Source organism: Niveispirillum fermenti, assembly GCF_052474395.1.
In genome coordinates this window covers 2,009,413-2,026,582 of the sequence record NZ_CP156681.1, presented here as the reverse complement: position 1 = coordinate 2,026,582, position 17,170 = coordinate 2,009,413, and the positions used below count along the sequence as shown (strand labels likewise).

General features: G+C 65.8%; 12 protein-coding genes. 6 read left to right on the top strand and 6 right to left on the bottom strand.

Annotation, left to right across the window (positions count from 1 at the left end):
• Positions 1-253: 253 nt before the first annotated feature.
• Complete coding sequence (locus ABC728_RS20670; protein ID WP_416617537.1) at positions 254-823, top strand: hypothetical protein; 570 nt, start codon at positions 254-256, stop codon at positions 821-823.
• 56 nt (positions 824-879) lie between these two features.
• Here ABC728_RS20670 and ABC728_RS20665 read toward each other — a convergent pair whose 3' ends face one another.
• Entirely contained in the window at positions 880-1,503 is a 624-nt protein-coding gene (locus tag ABC728_RS20665) for a hypothetical protein (protein ID WP_416617538.1), read from the bottom strand.
• Positions 1,504-1,767: 264 nt separating this feature from the next.
• On the opposite strand from ABC728_RS20665, the gene ABC728_RS20660 reads away from it, so the two are divergent.
• Positions 1,768-2,763, top strand: a complete 996-nt coding sequence (locus ABC728_RS20660) for an LLM class flavin-dependent oxidoreductase (protein WP_416617539.1) — start codon at positions 1,768-1,770, stop codon at positions 2,761-2,763.
• A 130-nt stretch (positions 2,764-2,893) separates the two neighbouring features.
• Here the strand turns inward: ABC728_RS20660 and ABC728_RS20655 are convergent, their stop codons facing one another.
• From ABC728_RS20655 to ABC728_RS20640, 4 genes are all read right to left on the bottom strand, one after another.
• Positions 2,894-6,076, bottom strand: coding sequence for an efflux RND transporter permease subunit (locus ABC728_RS20655; protein ID WP_416617540.1), 3,183 nt, complete (start codon positions 6,074-6,076; stop codon positions 2,894-2,896).
• A gap of 206 nt (positions 6,077-6,282) precedes the next feature.
• Positions 6,283-7,452, bottom strand: a complete 1,170-nt coding sequence (locus ABC728_RS20650; protein ID WP_416617541.1) for an efflux RND transporter periplasmic adaptor subunit — start codon at positions 7,450-7,452, stop codon at positions 6,283-6,285.
• Positions 7,453-7,866: 414 nt separating this feature from the next.
• The gene (locus ABC728_RS20645) at positions 7,867-8,877 is read right to left on the bottom strand and encodes a LysR family transcriptional regulator (RefSeq protein ID WP_416617542.1); all 1,011 of its coding nucleotides are present in this window, start codon (positions 8,875-8,877) and stop codon (positions 7,867-7,869) included.
• Positions 8,878-8,993: 116 nt separating this feature from the next.
• A complete protein-coding gene (locus ABC728_RS20640; RefSeq protein ID WP_416617543.1) occupies positions 8,994-10,097 on the bottom strand; it encodes a Gfo/Idh/MocA family protein in 1,104 nt (367 codons plus the stop codon).
• Between the two features lie 294 nt (positions 10,098-10,391).
• Here ABC728_RS20640 and ABC728_RS20635 point away from each other — a divergent pair, with 294 nt between their 5' ends.
• Complete coding sequence (locus tag ABC728_RS20635) at positions 10,392-11,309, top strand: AraC family transcriptional regulator (RefSeq protein ID WP_416617544.1); 918 nt, start codon at positions 10,392-10,394, stop codon at positions 11,307-11,309.
• Between the two features lie 327 nt (positions 11,310-11,636).
• Here the strand turns inward: ABC728_RS20635 and ABC728_RS20630 are convergent, their stop codons facing one another.
• On the bottom strand, positions 11,637-12,833 hold the full coding sequence (locus ABC728_RS20630) for a phosphoglycerate kinase (protein ID WP_416617545.1): 1,197 nt from the start codon (positions 12,831-12,833) through the stop codon (positions 11,637-11,639).
• Between the two features lie 232 nt (positions 12,834-13,065).
• Between ABC728_RS20630 and ABC728_RS20625 the strand changes: the two genes are divergently transcribed.
• The 3 genes from ABC728_RS20625 to guaA all read left to right on the top strand — a co-directional run bounded on the left by ABC728_RS20625 (position 13,066) and on the right by guaA (position 16,996).
• Entirely contained in the window at positions 13,066-14,646 is a 1,581-nt protein-coding gene (locus ABC728_RS20625) for a CYTH and CHAD domain-containing protein (RefSeq protein WP_416617546.1), read from the top strand.
• A 36-nt stretch (positions 14,647-14,682) separates the two neighbouring features.
• Positions 14,683-15,300: a ParA family protein gene (locus tag ABC728_RS20620; RefSeq protein WP_416617547.1), complete on the top strand. Its 618-nt coding sequence runs from the start codon at positions 14,683-14,685 to the stop codon at positions 15,298-15,300.
• Positions 15,301-15,412: 112 nt separating this feature from the next.
• A complete protein-coding gene (guaA, locus tag ABC728_RS20615) occupies positions 15,413-16,996 on the top strand; it encodes a glutamine-hydrolyzing GMP synthase (protein WP_416617548.1) in 1,584 nt (527 codons plus the stop codon).
• Positions 16,997-17,170 lie beyond the last annotated feature (174 nt).

Genomic DNA, 17,170 nt, shown 5'->3' with positions numbered 1-17,170 from the left:
CACCTGCCAGGCCGACACCGGATCGATGGAAGGCCCCTGTCCGGGGGAAACTGTCCCCTGATAAAAGCCATCGCACCGCAAGCCCACGTGTGGGATTAACGACGGGCGGTGGAATACCCCAGCCGTGCCGGCATTGCAACCCCGCTCCAGTATCCGCTTTGCGCGTCGGCCATGTCTTGGCAGGGGGGCCGGGCTGTCATATGGTCCGCGCCCGCGGGTTGACCCCGATTTCCGACACCCCATGTAGCAGCGCATGAACGCCCCCGTCCGCCCGTCCAATGCCTCGCCCGATCTGTTGACGGGCTTTCTGCGACTGAATGCCGGCGGGCGCGATCCCGTCACCCCGCTGTGGCTGGAAGCCGATGGGTTGCCGGAGGTGCCGCGGCGCCTGCTGGCCCATGACCATGGCATGACGGCAACGCTGGAAGCCTTCTGGGGCGAGCGGATGCGCCTGGAGGTGCTGCATACAGAGGAGATCGACGGGCTTCTGCGCCGCCATGTGCTGCTGTCGGGCGCCGACCGCGGCATTCCCGCGGAACTGGGCCTGATCGAGATCCGGCTGGAAGCGCTGCCGCCCGGCGCCCTGTTCGCGGTGAGGCAACGGCGCATCCCGTTCGGCGCCATCCTGTCGGCCTGCGGCACCGCGTTCCGCAGCCAGCCGGCCGGGTTCCTGCGCCTTGTCGCCGACGAGTCGCTGGGCCGCCTGCTGCGTGTGACACCGGGCAGCCCCGTCCATGGCCGGGCCACCACCCTTTACGCCCATGATGATGGGCGCCTGCTGGCCAATGCCGTCGAACTGCTGAGCGGACATCGGCCGGGTTGAGGGACCCGGGTGAGGGGCCGGCAGCGCATGGCCCCTGCCCGCCCGTTCCAGATCGGCTATCGCCGCAACACCACGGCCGCGGATGCCACGCCGAAGCCCAGCGACACGGCCGCCACCGCCAGCAGCAGCCAATAGACCTGCCGCACCTCCGCCAATGCCCCGGCGGTATGGACGCGGAATTCATCGATCACGGGATCGTTGGCACGGGCCGCCGGCACCTCGTTGGCCAGCACTTGGGTCTGTTGCAGATACCAAAGCTGCGACACGGGCTCCCCCGCCCGCATCGCGGCGACCACGGCCGCGACTCCATTGGCCAGATTGTCATGCGCCAAGCGCAACTGCCGGGCCTTCTGCTCGTTCATGGGGGCCAGCGCCTGCTCCAGCCGGGCAGCCAGGCGGCGGAACTCCGGAATGCGGGTGTCCACGCGCGCGGCCGTGGCGTCGCGCGTGCGCTCATCGAAGATCAGCAGGAGGACGTCGCGCTGCAAGGCACGGCTGGTGGAGCGCAGTTCGGTGGCCGTGGCGAACACCTCCTGCCCGCGTTCCTGCGCGCGCAGCGCCGGCAGGCCGAGCATCAGGGTCGCAGCCAGCAAGGCCACGATCACGGGGACGAGACCCGCCGCCAGCGCCGGCAGGATGCGGCCGCGCGGTTCTTCCAGATCCCAATAGCGATTGGTCATTCAACAAACTCCCGGGAACTTTGAGATCAACTGCCTTTTCGTTCTTTTCCCGGACTGTCGCATGGGCCGGCAACAAAAAGCGACTGCTTATCGACCCTGGCGGCGCGGCCATGCCTGGCCACAAGCCACGGGCAGGGTCGCAGCGGGAACCTGGAAGACCCATATGGGAGCAAGGGCCCATTCTGGTCCGGAACCGATCGACGTCACGGCGTCCCGCCCGCAAGGCGGGGCCATAACAGGGCTGCGGGCAAACATCCCGCAGATATGACATTGGCAGAACTCTCCATCCTGGAACTGGGACGGGTGCGGCAGGGCGGGACACGGCGCGCGGCGCTGGACGAGGCCCGGACCCTTGCACAACATGCCGAGAACTGGGGCTACAAGCGGCTCTGGGTCGCCGAGCATCACAATATCCAGACCGTGACCACGGCCGCCACGGCCCTGGTCATCGCCCATGTCGCGGCCGGCACCTCCACGATCCGGGTCGGCGCCGGCGGCATCATGCTGCCCAACCATGCGCCCTATGTCATCGCCGAGCAGTTCGGCACGCTGGAAACATTGTTCCCCGGCCGCATCGACCTGGGCCTTGGCCGCGCGCCGGGCACCGACCCGTTGACCTTGCGCGCCCTGCGCCGGGATCCCGCCAACGCCGACAATTTCCCGCAGGATGTGCTGGAGCTTCAGGCCTTTCTGGCGCCGGCCGGCCCCGGCCAGCGGATCGAGGCCGTACCGGGTTCCGGCACCAATGTGCCCTTGTGGATCTTGGGCTCCAGCCTGTTCGGAGCGCATCTGGCAGCCGAACTCGGCCTGCCCTACGGTTTCGCCTCGCATTTCGCGCCGGGCGCGCTGGATCAGGCGCTGTCCGTCTATCGGACCCGCTTCAAGCCGTCCGACCAGCGCGACCGGCCCTATGCGCTGGTCGGGGTGAACATCATCGCCGCCGATACGGATGAGGAAGCCCGGTTCCTGGCGACCTCGCAGCAGATGTCCTTCACGGATCTGGTGCGCGGGGGCCGCAAGCTGACCCAGCCGCCCATCACCGACATCGAAACCTATTGGACCAATCCGCGGGAAAAGGCGCAGGTGCAGCAGATGCTGGCCTGCAGCATCGTGGGGGGGCCGGCCACGGTGCGGCGGGGGATCGAGGATCTCCTGACCCGCACGCAGGCCGACGAACTGATGATCGTCTCCGACACGTTCGATCCGGCCAGGCGGCTGCGTTCGTTCGAGATCATTGCGGAGGTTATGCGCGGCGCCTGACAGCGCCCCATCATAAGGGAACGGCAAAAGGCCCTGGGCATCCGCACCGATGCCCAGGGCCTTTTGCCATCACGATCCCGCAGGTACCGCCCGGCGCCGGTGACGGCCACCGGGCGGTACCCCCATCCGGTCAGTCGCCGGCCGCCGCCATACCGGCCGGGATGGACGCGGCCGCCCGTTCCTGACGGCGGGCACCGGCCATGTAGCGCAGAAGCACATAGAAGACCGGGGTCAGCATCAGCCCGAACAGCGTGACGCCCAGCATGCCGAAGAACACGGCGATGCCCATGGCGTGGCGCATCTCCGCGCCGGCCCCGGTGGAGGTGACCAGCGGCACCACGCCCATGATGAAGGCGATGGACGTCATCAGGATGGGGCGCAGGCGCAGGCGGCTGGCCTCGATCGCGGCCTGGACAACGGTACGGCCGTGCATTTCCAGTTCGCGGGCGAATTCCACGATCAGGATCGCGTTCTTCGCCGACAATCCGACAAGCACCATGAAGCCGATCTGGGTGAAGATGTTGTTGTCCCCCCCGGTCAGCCAGACACCGGCCAGGGCCGACATCAGGCTCATGGGCACGATCATCAGGATGGCCAGCGGCAGGGTCAGGCTCTCATACTGGGCCGCCAGCACCAGGAAGACCAGCAGGACCGAGATGGGAAACACCCACAAGGCCGCGTTGCCGGCCAGGATCTGCTGATAGGTCAGGTCGGTCCATTCGAACCTGATGCCGCGCGGCAGCACCTCCGCCGCGATGCGCTCCGCCGCCGCCTGGGCCTGGCCCGACGAATAGCCGGGCGCCGGCCCGCCATTGATGTCGGCAGCAGTGTAGCCGTTGTAGCGGACCACCATTTCCGGACCATAACTCTGCGTCACCTGCACCAGCGACGACAGCGGCACCATGACGCCCTGGTCGTTGCGGGTCTTCAGCAGGCCGATATCGTCGGCATGGGCCCTGAACGGCGCATCCGCCTGGACCCGCACCTGATAGACACGACCGAACGTGTTGAAATCATTGACATAGAGCGAACCCAGATAGACCTGCATCGTCTCAAACACATCCGTGACCGGCACGCCCAACTGCTTAGCCTTCACCCGGTCCAGGTCGACATCCAGTTGCGGGACATTGATTTCATAGGAGGTGAAGGTCGGCCCCAGTTCGGGCGTCTGCGCGGCGCGGGCCACGAAATCGTTGGCGGCCTTGGCCAGTGCCTCGTACCCCAGCGACCCGCGATCCTCCAGTTGCAGCTTGAAGCCGCCCAGCGTGCCCAGCCCCATGACGGGCGGCGGCGGGAAGACGGCCACGAAGGCTTCCTTCACGCCGTTGAACTGCTGTTGCAGGCTGGCGGCGATGACATCGGCCGACAGGCCTTCCTTCTGCCGTTCCTCGTAAGGCTTCAGCGTGGTGAAGACGATGCCGGCGGAGGAGGAATTGGTGAAGCCGTTCACCGAAAGGCCGGGAAAGGCCACGGCATTGGCGATGCCGGGCTGCTTCAGCGCGATGTCCGTCATGGTGCGGATCACATCTTCCGTGCGGTCCAGCGAGGCACCGGTCGGAAGCTGGGCAAAGGCGATCAGATATTCCTTGTCCTGGGCCGGCACGAAACCGCCCGGCACCGCGCGGCCCAGCACGAAGGTCAGGCCCAGCAGCAGGACATAGACCAGCATCATGGCCCCCTTGTGCCGGATGACGCCGCCCACACCCTTGCCATAGCTTTCCGATCCCCGCTGGAAAACGCGGTTGAAGCCCCGGAAGAACCCGCCCAGCACCTTGTTCATGCCGCGGGTCAGCCAATCCGGCTTGTCGTGATGGCCCCTCAGCAGCAGGGCGGACAAGGCCGGCGACAGGGTCAGTGAGTTGAAGGCCGAAATGACGGTGGAAATCGCGATGGTCATCGCGAACTGCTTGTAGAACTCGCCCGACAGGCCGGACATGGCGGCCAGCGGCACGAACACGGCCACCAGGGTCAGGGCGATGGCGATGATGGGGCCGCTCACCTCCTGCATCGCTTTATAGGTCGCCTCGCGCGGGGACAGACCTTCGGAGATGTTGCGCTCCACATTCTCCACCACGACGATGGCGTCATCGACCACGATGCCGATGGCCAGCACCATGCCGAACAGCGACAGGGCATTGATGGAAAAGCCGAACAGCAGCATCAGGGAGAAGGTGCCCACGATCGAGACGGGCACGGCCAGCAGCGGGATGATGGAGGCCCGCCAGGTCTGCAGGAACACGATCACCACCAGCACGACCAGCGCGATGGCTTCCAGCAGCGTGTGAATGACCGCGTCGATGCTGGCCTGCACGAAGCGGGTCGGATCATAGACGATGGCATATTCAACGCCGTCGGGCATGTCCTGCTGCAATTCCGCCATCACCTCGCGCACGGTTTCGGAGATGGCGAGCGCATTGGCGCCCGGTGCCTGGTTGATGGCGATGGCCACGGCCGGCTTGTTGTCCAGAAGCGAGCGCAACCCGTATTGGGATGCCGCCAGTTCCACCCGCGCCACGTCACGCAGATAGGTGACGGCGCCATCGGCCGTCTTCAGGACAATGTCCTGGAACTCCTCCACCGACTTCAGCCGGCCCTGGGCATTCACGGAAAGCTGCAGGGGTGCGTCGGGAACGGACGGGCTGGCGCCGATCACGCCGGCCGCGACCTGCACATTCTGTTCGCGTATGGCGTTGACGACATCATTGGCCGTCATGCCGCGCTCGGCGACCTTCTGCGGGTCCAGCCAGACCCGCATGGCATAGTCGCCCGACCCCCACAGCAGCACCTCGCCCACGCCGGAAATGCGCGCCAGCCGGTCGCGCACGTTCAACACGGCGTAGTTGCGCAGATAGGTCATGTCATAACGGTCGTCCGGCGAGCGCAGATGCACCACCATGGTGAGCGTCGGGGAGGACTTGACCGTCGTGACGCCCAGCCGCTGCACATCCTGCGGCAGGCGGGGCAGCGCCTGGGCCACGCGGTTCTGCACAAGCTGCGTGGCCTTGTCCGGATCGGTGCCCAGCTTGAAGGTCACGGTCAGGGCCATGTTGCCGTCGCTGTTGGCCTGGGACTGCATGTAAAGCATGTCCTCCACGCCGTTGATCTGTTCCTCCAGCGGCGAGGCGACGGTTTCGGCGATGACCTTGGGGTTGGCGCCGGGATACTGGGCGCGCACCACCACCGATGGCGGCACGACCTCCGGATATTCGGATACGGGCAACTGGAACAGGGCGATGAACCCCGCCAGGAAGACGACCACCGACAACACGCCCGCGAAGATCGGGCGGTCGATGAAGAAACGGGAAATGTTCATGGGAGCCTCGGTCCGCGAACAGGGCGCGGATTGGATTGGGCCTGGATGAAAGACAAGACGCCCCCGTCACCCTGCCCAACAGGATGCAGATCACGCCGGGACCTGCCCCCTCCCCACCTTCCCCGCGGAAACGGAGAAGGCGGGGCAATGCAAAAGGGGGACAGACGGGTGCCGGACCGAACCTGTGTGAGACGGGGCGGGCGGCGTTACCGGGCCGCCACCTGCGTGTCGGGGCGTTCCATCGCCACCAGCTTGGGATTGATCACATCGCCGGGACGGGCGCGCTGGATGCCGTTGACGATGATCCGCTCGCCGGGGGCCAGCCCCTGCGTCACGATGCGCAATCCTTCCTGACGGCTGCCCAGGGTGACAGGCCGGTAGGCCACCTTGTTCGCCGCATCCACCACCAGCACGAACTTCTTGTCCTGATCGGTGCCGATGGCCCGTTCATCCACCATCACGGCCGCCTGCGGCTCCGACCCGCCCACCTTGATCCGGGCATAAAGGCCGGGGACCAGCATACCGTCGGGATTGTCGAAACGGGCGCGGACCCGGATGGTGCCGGAAACCGGGTCCAGGCGGTTGTCCACGTCATCGATGCTGCCATCGCGCGAATAATCCGCCTCGTTGGCCAGGCCAAGCTGTACGGGCACACCGGCCTTGTCCTTCACCGACGCGATATGGCGCAGATAGGTCTGCTCATCCACATCGAAAGAGGCATAGATGGGGGAAACCGAGACCAGCGTGGTCAGGGGCTGGGATGCCGCCCCGGCTGCCACGACATTGCCGACCGTGATCTCGGCGCGGGAAACCCGGCCGCCGATGGGGGCGGCCACGCTGGTATAGGACAGGTTCAGGCGTGCCACCTCCAGTTCGGCCTCCGCGGCGCGCAGGCTGGCGCCGGCATCGCGGGCGGCGTGCTCACGCTCGTCCAGGGTGCGGCGCGTGATGGTGCTGTCGGCGACAAGCCGGGATGCGCGGTCCAGTTCCGCCTTCGTGAAGCGCACACGCGCCTGGGCGGCCGCCAGTTGCGCCTCGGCCCGCGACAGTTCCGCCCGGTAGGGGGCGGGATCGATCGTGAACAGAACATCGCCCTTCTGCACCAGAGTACCATTGCGGAAATGAACCTGGGTGATGGTGCCGGAAACCCGGGGGCGGACATCCACCCGCTCCACGGCCTCCAGCCGGCCGGAATAGCTCTGCCAGTCCACGACCTTGCGGGCCACGACGGGGGCGACATCCACCTCCACCGCGGCCGGGGCCGCGATGGCGACGGGCGTGTCATCCGCCTGCCCCTGAATGGCGGCGGCGGCGATGACGGCCAACGACACCCCAGCCGCCATCACATAGACCAGCTTGCTGCGCGTGATCGACATTGGGTCAACTCCTGCAAAAATGCGCAGACAAGGGTTTCCCGCCGCCGCCTGCGGGCGGGGGATCACGGAAACGGCCGGCCTGTGGAAGACAGCTCCGCCGTCAGCGCCCGGCATGCCGGACCCCTGGTCAAACGCCTTTGGTTTCGTTTTTGAAAAGCCCCATCCGGCTGGATGAGGCTGCCTCGATTTTCGACTTTACCGGCTTTGCTGCGCCGCCGCTGTGATGGCCGTCGCACCTTGTCGATTTTTTTGGCAACCGATGAAACCCGGAAGATATCGGCTGTCAAAATCCTTTGCCGTTCAAGCCACAAGCACATTCAGCCCCATGAGGCCGCCGGCCCTGGAGGTAATTGAGCAAGTGCAGCATCCCGCAGGCGCCGTCATGAATAAAGACGGTTTTTCTGAGCAGACAATTCACCCAGGACGAACAATCACCCCCGGCCCCACCGCCGGGTCGGCCCCCATGCCCACCCCACAGCAGGCCTCAGCGCTGTAACAGGCCAGGGGATGGTCCTCCCCCTGCAGAAGCGGACATTTCTCAAACAGGCTGACCACCCAGTCCACGAACAGCCGCACACGATGGGACGGCTGGCGGTTCTGGGGATAAACCGCGGAAATCGGCATGGGTGCCGGCCGGTACTGGGGCAGCACCTCCACCAGTTCACCCGCTTGCAGACGGTCCAGCGCCATGAACAGGGCCGGCTGGATCAGGCCATAACCTTCGACACCACACGCGACATAGGCTTCGCTGTCATTGACGGCGACCGGCCCGGTCAGCGGCACCTCCACCTCCACCCCGTCCCGGACGAAATCGAACGGGTAAGACCGGTTGCCCAGATGGGGGGAGAAATAGCGCACACCCTGATGACCAGCCAGGTCCTCCAGCCCTTCGGGACGGCCGAACCGGTCCAGATAGGCGGGGCTGGCGCAGGTCAGCCGGGACAGGCGGCCCAGGCGCCGCGCCACCAGCGAACTGTCAGGCAGGGGGCCGATCCGCAGCACGCAATCAACACCCTCCTGCACGAGGTCGATCTGCCGGTCATTCATGCCCAGCTTCAATTCGATATCGGGATAAAGCGCATGAAAATCCCGTAGGGCCGGCACGACCACCAGCCGGCCGATTGATGTCGGCATGTCCACATGCAGCCGGCCCCGCGGGTGGCGCTTGCCATCGATGAAGATGGTCTCCACCTCCTCCACCTCCGCCAGGATGCGCTGGGCGCGCTCATAGAAGGTCTGGCCATCGGCCGTCAGGCTGAGGCTGCGGGTGGTGCGCTGGAGAAGCCGGCAGCCCAGATGGGCCTCCAGCCCCTGGATGATGGTTGTGACCGATGCCCGCGGCAGGCCCAGCATGTCGGCTGCCCGGGCAAAGCCGTTCAAATCCACGACATGCACAAAGACGTGCATCGCCTGCAACTTGTCCATGATGAACCCCATCCCCACTGGCCCGCCGGCCCCGACATGGCCGTCATCATAGGCCGGCGGGCGGCGGCCCCGCTATGCGCCCGGTCACTCCGCCGCCTTGCCGTCCGCGTGACAGGTCACCCGGCCACGTTCTGCCGCACGCCGGTCTGTGCGGCGCGCTCCACCGCAGCCACCAGGCGGCTGTTGTGAAGCGCGTGGGCGAAGCCGGGCGTGTGGTGGGTTCCGGCCGCCATGTCACGCGCCAGCGACGCATAGACTTCACCGACATTGATCGCGGCCCCCTTCCAGAAATCGGCCGCGGTGGGGCCGACACCTGTGGCGACGGGGGCATCGGGTGCCTCGAACGGGACGCTGGCCGACAAGGTCAGATCGCCCACCTGCACGCCGGCCAGGTGACTGCCCTGGAGCTTCAGCCAGCCCAGCGATCCGCGAACCTCCAGGATGAAATTCGCATCCTCCGCCGGTATACCCGCCAGGACCTGAACCGAGACGGGCGCACCGCTCGACGTCCGGGCGATCAGATCCAGATGATCGGGAATGTCGCGAACGGAGGTCTCGCCGGTATCGACAATGTCGATCTCCGGCCAGAGAAGTTCGGTGCGCGCATCGACCTCGGTGATGTCGCCCAGCACGGCCTCGATGACGTCCAGCACATGGCCCGTGGTGATGGTCATGAAGCTCGCACCCGATGCGGCCTTGTTGAAATAATCGTAGGCTGCGATCGTTTGCGGGCCATAGCCGAAGGTCGTGGCACCGACACGGGCCGACAGCAGGCGGCCAAGCCTGCCCGAAGCCACCAGTTCGGCCGCCCGGCGGGCCGCCGGATTGTGCCGCCCCTGAAGGCCGATGGCCGTGTGCAGCGAGGATGCGGCTGCCGCCATCTCCGCGGTCTGCGCCAGCGTCGCGCCCAGCGGCGCCTCGCAATAGACGGTCTTGCCGGCCGCAAGCGCCGCCATCACCAGATCCCGGTGGGCCGGAACCTTCACGGCCACGGTGACGATATCGATGGATGGATCCCTGATCATCGCATAGGGATCGGCGTACCAGCGCGTAGCACCGAACGCCTCGGCGGCGGCCCTGGCGCTCTCCTCACGCCGCGTGGCCACCGCGGCCAGCACAAGGGCGGGCTGCGCCTGGAGCGCCGGAACGTGCGACGCCCCGGCCCAGCTTGCCCTTGTATCCGCGCCGATGATGCCAACGCGATATCTGTTATCCGACATGTTTCTATGCTCCGCTGCGGGTCAATTGGGACGCCTGTGGGTGGGACGCCTGTGGGTCCGTCGCCCGAAACATAGGAACGCCTCCGGAGCGGAAGCTACGCAGTTACGATCAGGAACCGGCTCTCCACGCTCAATCACACGGCCGGCCCGTGATGATTGAGACGAACGGGCGCGCTCTTGATAGAATATGCATAGTACGGCGCATGCCTTTGCAGCGAAGAATGGACATCGCACCATGCATGGCCGGCAAGCCGCCATGTCCGCAAGCGCAGACCGGCAGGACATTCGACCCCCATGACGAAGCCAGAATTCTCCGACCTCCTCCAGATCATCGAACGTCACGCCCGCCACGATTACGTGACGCCGATCAAGGGCTTGAAGGTCGGGCGGACGGATATGCCGTCAGAGGTGGGCCATTCGATCTATCAGCCGTCCTTCGGACTGGTCGCGCGTGGCGTGAAGGAATTAATGGTGGGCGAGACCCCGTTCCATTACGCCGCTGGAGAGTCGCTGCTATGCACCGCCGATGTACCGGTGACCTCGCAAGTAACCGAGGCAAGCCCTTCGGCGCCTTATCTTGCGGTCCATCTTGATATCGATCCCATGGTTGTCGCCGACCTTCTGCGCGAGCGTGCCGGCGACAGGCCCAGGTCGGACGACACCGTGATGGCCGGGAAATACAGGCTTGATCCGGAACTGCTCGATCCCCTGATCCGGCTGATCTCGCTGCTTGACCGCCCACGTGACATTCCGGTCCTGGCGCCCTTGATCCGGCGGGAAATCACCTGGCGCCTGCTGCACACCGACCATGGGCCGCTGCTCAGCCAGCTTGCCTTCGCGAACGGGCACGCAACGCGGATCGGGCGCACGACAGCGTGGATCAGGGCCAACTATGCCGAAGCCCTCAACATCTCCGACCTTGCCGCGCAGGCCAATATGAGCGTCGCGAGCTTCCACCGCCATTTCAAGGCTGTGACCTCCATGTCGCCCGTGCAGTTCCAAAAGCGCGTCCGCCTGCAGGAAGCGCGGCGCGTCCTGTCAGGCTCCAGCACGATTTCCGCCGTCGCCTATGATGTCGGCTACCAAAGCATATCCCAGTTCAACCGCGACTATCGGCGGCTGTTCAACCTGACCCCCAGCGACGATGCCGCCACGTTGCGCGCCACACTTGGCCGTGAACCATCGGCAGCCCCACAGGCCCTGACGGGCTGACGGGTCGCGAAGCCCTGTTCCCACCTTCGAGAGTCCGTCCAGGACTTTTTTTATTTACTATCAAAACCTTACTTTATCATCACTCCTGCTGCGGCCTGGGGTAATACCAACGTGCGATGAGTAGAACTCATCGCACGTTGGTCCGGCGGCGACCGCCGCAGCGCCGCTTGTGCGGCGTCGCCCGAGCCAACGAATGTTGGCGCCGGCGATTGAGGACGGTGACCGGAACCAACAGGTTCCGGTCACCGCAAAATAGTATAACGGCGAAATGAAAAAGCCCGGCTCACGAAAGCAAGCCGGGCGCATCATTTGCCACCATCCTCGCTGTCAGGCGTGCTTCTCCAATGCAGCGACACCCGGCAGCACCTTGCCTTCCAGCCATTCCAGGAAAGCCCCCCCCGCCGTGGAAACGTAGGAGAAGCGGGCGGCCACGCCGGCATGTTCCAGCGCCGCGACCGTATCGCCGCCGCCGGCCACGGACAGAAGCCGTCCCTGGGCCGTCAGGTTGGCGGCAATCGCGGCCACGCCGTTGGTGGCCGTGTCGAAGGGCATCAGTTCAAAGGCGCCGAACGGGCCGTTCCAGACCAGCGTCCTGGCGCCTTCCAGCTTCCGGCCCACCAGTTCGATCGTGGCGGGGCCCGCATCCAGCATCATCTCGCCGTCTTGGATATCGGTCACGGCCGCCACGCGATGATCGGCATTGGCCTTGAACTCCCGTGCCATCAGGCCATCCACGGGCAACACGATCTCGCACCCGCCGCCGGCTGCCTTTTCCATGATGGCGCGGGCCTGGTCGGCCATATCACGTTCGCACAGGGAAGAACCGACCGACACACCCTTGGCAAAAAGGAAGGTGTTGGCCATGCCGCCACCCAGCACCAGGATATCGACCTTCGACACCATGTTGAGCAGCAGGTCGAGCTTGGTGGAGATCTTGGCCCCGCCGACCACGGCGGCCACCGGCCGTTCCGGTGCCGCCAGCGCCTTGCCCAGCGCTTCCAGTTCCGCCTGCATCAGGCGGCCGGCCGCACTGGGCAGCAGGTGGGCAATGCCCTCCGTCGAGGCATGTGCCCGGTGGGCGGAAGAGAAGGCGTCGTTGACATAGACGTCCCCCAGCGCCGCCAGGCCCTTGGCCAGTTCCGGATCGTTCTTTTCCTCACCCGCATGGAAACGGGTATTCTCCAGGATCAGGACCCCACCGGCGGGCAGGGTCGCCACGGCGGCGGCGGCCTTGTCGCCAACGCAATCCTCGGCGAAGGCCACCGGCGCCCCCAGCGCCTTTTCCACGGCCGGCACGACCTGACGCAGGCTGTTCTTCGTGTCCGGGCCGTTCTTGGGACGGCCGAAATGCGACATGACCACAACCTTGGCGCCCTTGCCGGCGATTTCCTTCAGCGTCGGCACCAGGCGGTCGATGCGGGTCGTGTCGGTGACCTGCCCGTCAGCCATGGGCACGTTCAGGTCGGCGCGGACAAGCACGGTCTTGCCCGTGACATCGATGGTGTCGAGGGTCTGGAAGCGCATGGAGGAGGTCCCCGTCAGGAAGGATGTGGCGTTCTTTACCAGGGCGCAAGGAAACACCATTGCCCGCCGGCTTTCAACACCCGCACCCGTCGGTGTGGCGTGCAAAAAAATCGCCCGCTGCGATAGACAGGCTTTCACGGAATTGTCATCGTCCCCACATGAATGGCGGAAATCCGGGCGAATCGTCCTTTCCGCCGGCTTTCGTGCGCAATCATGGGGTGAACGGAAAAGAATGTCGGGTCAGGAGATCGAGCTGAAACTGGCGGTGGCGCCGGCCGACATGGATCGGCTGCGCAAACTTCCCTGCCTGTCGGCCACCATCGCCAAGCCATCGGTCAAATCGCTCGATAGCATCTATTTCGATACCGTGGATCGCCGGCTGGCCGCCAGCGGCCTGTCATTGCGCGTGCGCCGTGTGGGACGCAAGCTGGTCCAGACGTTGAAATCCGCCCCGGCACCCGGGGCCGGTGCCCTGGTGCGCGGCGAGTGGGAGGCGGAGGTGTCGCAGCCCCGCCCCGATCTTTCCGTCCTGCCCGACCCGGCTGTGCTGGAACCGTTGGGCGATTTGTCGGCCGACGCGCTGGAGCCCGTGTTCGAGACGCGCATCCGCCGGCAGGTGCGCCGCCTTTCGCCTGTGGACGGCATCGTGATTGAAGTGGCGCTGGACCAGGGAGAAATCCTGGCCCCCGGCGGGCTGTCGCTACCCGTCCACGAGGTGGAACTGGAACTGGCGGAAGGCACGGACACGGGCGCTCTCTATGATCTTGCCCGCGCCATCCATGCCGACGTGCCGGTGCGCCTGGAGATGGCCACCAAATCGGCCCGCGGTTATGCGCTGGCCGCCGGCACGGAGCCGGCCAGTGTCAAGGCGTCCAGGCTGACCCTGGCGCCCGACGCGACGGTGGAGGAGGCCCTGTCGGCCATCGTCCGTCACTGTCTGGGCCATCTGATGGCGAACGAGCCGGTCACCCGGCTGGGCCAGGACCCAGAGGGTGTGCATCAGATGCGCGTGGCGCTGCGCCGCCTGCGTTCCGCCCTGCAGATCTTCCGGCCCTTCATTCCGGCCGAACAGATGGATGACCTCGCCCCGCGCGTGAAGGCGCTGGCCGATGCGCTGGGTCCCGCACGGGAATGGGACGTGTTCCTTGGTGAATTGCTGCCGCCCGTGGCCGGGGCGCTGCCGGACCATGCCGGCCTGGAGGCGTTGACGACGGCAGCCCGTGCGGCCCGCGACCAAGGCTATGTGCAGGTTCGGGCGGCCCTGGCCGATCCCGGCCATACGGCACTGCTGCTGGATCTGGCCGCCTGGGTTGATGCGCGGGGCTGGCGCAACCAGCCGGTCAGCGAGCAGTCGACACTGCTGCTGGCGCCCGTGATCGACATGGCCGGTGCCCTGCTGGGCAAGCGTCACCGCCAAGCCCGCAAGCGGGGGCGCGGCTTTGCCCGCCAGGCGGCCGCCGCGCGGCATGAATTGCGCATCGCACTGAAGAAACTGCGCTATGCCGCCGATTTCTTCCGGTCCCTGTACGAAGGCAAGGCCCTGCGCCGCTTCCTGGACGAATTGTCGAACCTGCAGGACCATCTGGGCCATTTGCAGGATGTGGCGACGGTGGACAAGCTGGTGGCCGACCTGGAACGCGATGCGGCAGCCGGCCGGCCCGGCGAATGGCGTCTGGGTGCCGGCCTGGTCGCCGGCTGGCATGCACGCGGCCTGCACGACCTGGAAGAGGATATCGTCGCCGACTGGCAGCGCTTCGGCGAGGCAAGACCCTTCTGGCAGGAAAAGGAAGAGGAGGAGGACGGCGACAGGTAACCCCCCATCCCTTTCCGGCAAGCTAGAGGAACTCCCATGCGCACCATCCTGGTCAGCAATATAAAAGGTGGCGTCGGCAAGACGACCATCGCGACGCACCTGGCGGCATCCTTCGCGCAGTCGGGGCACAGGACGGTACTGGCCGATGTCGACCGGCAGCGCTCCTCGCTGGGCTGGCTGAAATCCAGGCCGGAAACGGCGGCAGCCATTACCGGTGTGGATTGGGTGAAGGATATCGGAAAGCCGCCAGCGGCCACAGGCCGGCTGGTTATCGACGCGCCGGCCGCGATGCGTCCCAAGGATGTGGAGGAACTGGTCCGCCGCGCCGACATCGTGGTGCTGCCCGTATTGCCGGGCGCCTTCGACGAGGCGGCGACGGCCCGGTTTCTGGCCAAGCTGGAAGAGGTGAAGGCCATCGCCCGCGAAAAGGTCCCCGTGGCCATCATCGGCAACCGTCTGCGGGCCCGGACAAGGGCCGCCGACCGGCTGGATGCCTTCCTGGCTGGGGCTGGGCATCAGGTCGTCGCCCGCCTGCGCGACAGTCAGCTTTATCCCGATCTGGCGGCCGACGGGTTGACCCTGTTCGACCTGAAAGGCAAGCGGGCCATCGACCTGCGTGCCGATTGGGAACCGCTGCTGGCGTTTGTGGGATAGGCAGGGGGCGGTCTCGTCTCCATTAGGGCAGCCTTGCGAGGCTGCGGCTTGTCCTGTCGGGCGGGCTTGGATAGGTTGCACCGCATTTTCCGCCCACCGCAGGAACATGCCCATGGCCGCCGACGCCGTCACCACCGCCCCCGCCGCCCACCCCGACCGTGTCCTGATCCTGGATTTCGGGTCACAGGTGACGCAGCTGATCGCGCGCCGCGTGCGCGAGGCCGGCATCTATTGCGAGATCATTCCCTTCAGCGCCGATGCCGAGCGTATCCGCGCCTTCGCGCCCAGGGCGGTGATTCTGTCGGGTGGGCCCGCCAGCGTGACGGAAGCCGACAGCCCCCGTGCCAATGACGCCGTCTGGTCTCTGGGCGTGCCGGTCTTCGGAATTTGCTATGGCCAGCAGACCATGTGCGAACAGTTGGGCGGCAAGGTGGAACCGGGTGACACCCGTGAATTCGGCCGTGCCTTCGTGGATGTCAAGGATGACTGTGCCCTGTTCGAAGGCGTGTGGGCAGTGGGCGCGCGCGAGCAGGTATGGATGAGCCATGGCGACCGCGTGACGAAGCTGCCCGACGGTTTCCGCATCGTCGCGACCTCCGAAGGCGCCCCCTATGCCATCATCGCCGACGATGCCCGTCGTTTCTACGCCGTGCAGTTCCATCCGGAGGTGGTCCACACCCCCCATGGCGATGCCCTGATCCGCAATTTCCTGTTCAAGGTGGCCGGCCTGAAGGGCGACTGGACCATGGCCGCCTTCCGGGCAGAGGCCGTCGCCCGCATCCGCGAACAGGTGGGCGCGTCCAAGGTGATCTGCGGCCTTTCGGGCGGCGTCGACAGTTCCGTGGCCGCCGTGCTGATCCATGAGGCCATCGGCGCGCAATTGACGTGCATCTTCGTCGATACCGGCCTGATGCGCACAGGCGAGGCAGAGCAGGTGGTCACCCTGTTCCGCGACCATTACAACATCCCCCTAGTACATGTGGATGCGTCCGACCTGTTCCTGGGGCAACTGGAAGGCGTGTCCGACCCGGAGCAGAAGCGCAAAATCATCGGCCGCCTGTTCATCGAAGTGTTTGATGGCGAGGCTGCGAAAATCGGCGGCGCGGAATTCCTGGCCCAGGGCACGCTCTATCCCGATGTGATCGAAAGCGTGTCCTTCACCGGCGGCCCCAGCGTGACCATCAAGTCGCACCATAATGTCGGTGGTCTGCCCGACCGCATGAAGCTGAAACTGGTGGAACCGCTGCGCGAACTGTTCAAGGACGAGGTGCGCGCGCTGGGCCGTGAACTGGGCCTGCCCCACAGCTTCGTTGGCCGCCACCCGTTCCCCGGTCCGGGCCTGGCCATCCGCGTGCCCGGCGAGATCACGCGCGAGAAGCTGGAAATCCTGCGCAAGGCCGACGCGGTCTATCTGGAGGAAATCCGCAATGCCGGCCTCTACGACGCCATCTGGCAGGCCTTCGCCGTCCTGCTGCCCGTGCGCACGGTTGGTGTGATGGGCGATGGCCGCACCTATGATTACGCCTGCGCCTTGCGGGCGGTAACCTCGGTGGATGGAATGACGGCCGACTATTACCCATTCGATCACAGCTTCCTGGGCCGCGTCGCCACCCGCATCATCAATGAGGTGCGGGGCATCAACCGCGTGACCTATGACATCACGTCGAAGCCGCCCGGCACGATCGAGTGGGAATAATTCGGGCCTATCCGAACGCCGCCGATAACCGCCGATCTCCGCACATAACTAACTGAAATCATTAAATAAATCTGCCATCATCTATCGCCGTCTATCGCGGGGCAAACCTCGCGATAGACGGTATAGCTGACGGTGTGGCGTCTCTTGTCGCATTGCCAAAACAAATATACCGTC

Excerpts from the sequence above, each read along its gene's own strand:
- ABC728_RS20630 (WP_416617545.1), bottom strand. The coding sequence starts at position 12,833 with ATGCGCTTCCAGACCCTCGACACCATCGATGTCACGGGCAAGACCGTG.
- guaA (WP_416617548.1), top strand. The coding sequence starts at position 15,413 with ATGGCCGCCGACGCCGTCACCACCGCCCCCGCCGCCCACCCCGACCGT.
- ABC728_RS20650 (WP_416617541.1), bottom strand. The coding sequence starts at position 7,452 with ATGTCGATCACGCGCAGCAAGCTGGTCTATGTGATGGCGGCTGGGGTG.
- ABC728_RS20625 (WP_416617546.1), top strand. The coding sequence starts at position 13,066 with ATGTCGGGTCAGGAGATCGAGCTGAAACTGGCGGTGGCGCCGGCCGAC.
- ABC728_RS20655 (WP_416617540.1), bottom strand. The coding sequence starts at position 6,076 with ATGAACATTTCCCGTTTCTTCATCGACCGCCCGATCTTCGCGGGCGTG.
- ABC728_RS20635 (WP_416617544.1), top strand. The coding sequence starts at position 10,392 with ATGACGAAGCCAGAATTCTCCGACCTCCTCCAGATCATCGAACGTCAC.
- ABC728_RS20640 (WP_416617543.1), bottom strand. The coding sequence starts at position 10,097 with ATGTCGGATAACAGATATCGCGTTGGCATCATCGGCGCGGATACAAGG.
- ABC728_RS20645 (WP_416617542.1), bottom strand. The coding sequence starts at position 8,877 with ATGGACAAGTTGCAGGCGATGCACGTCTTTGTGCATGTCGTGGATTTG.
- ABC728_RS20620 (WP_416617547.1), top strand. The coding sequence starts at position 14,683 with ATGCGCACCATCCTGGTCAGCAATATAAAAGGTGGCGTCGGCAAGACG.
- ABC728_RS20670 (WP_416617537.1), top strand. The coding sequence starts at position 254 with ATGAACGCCCCCGTCCGCCCGTCCAATGCCTCGCCCGATCTGTTGACG.
- ABC728_RS20660 (WP_416617539.1), top strand. The coding sequence starts at position 1,768 with ATGACATTGGCAGAACTCTCCATCCTGGAACTGGGACGGGTGCGGCAG.
- ABC728_RS20665 (WP_416617538.1), bottom strand. The coding sequence starts at position 1,503 with ATGACCAATCGCTATTGGGATCTGGAAGAACCGCGCGGCCGCATCCTG.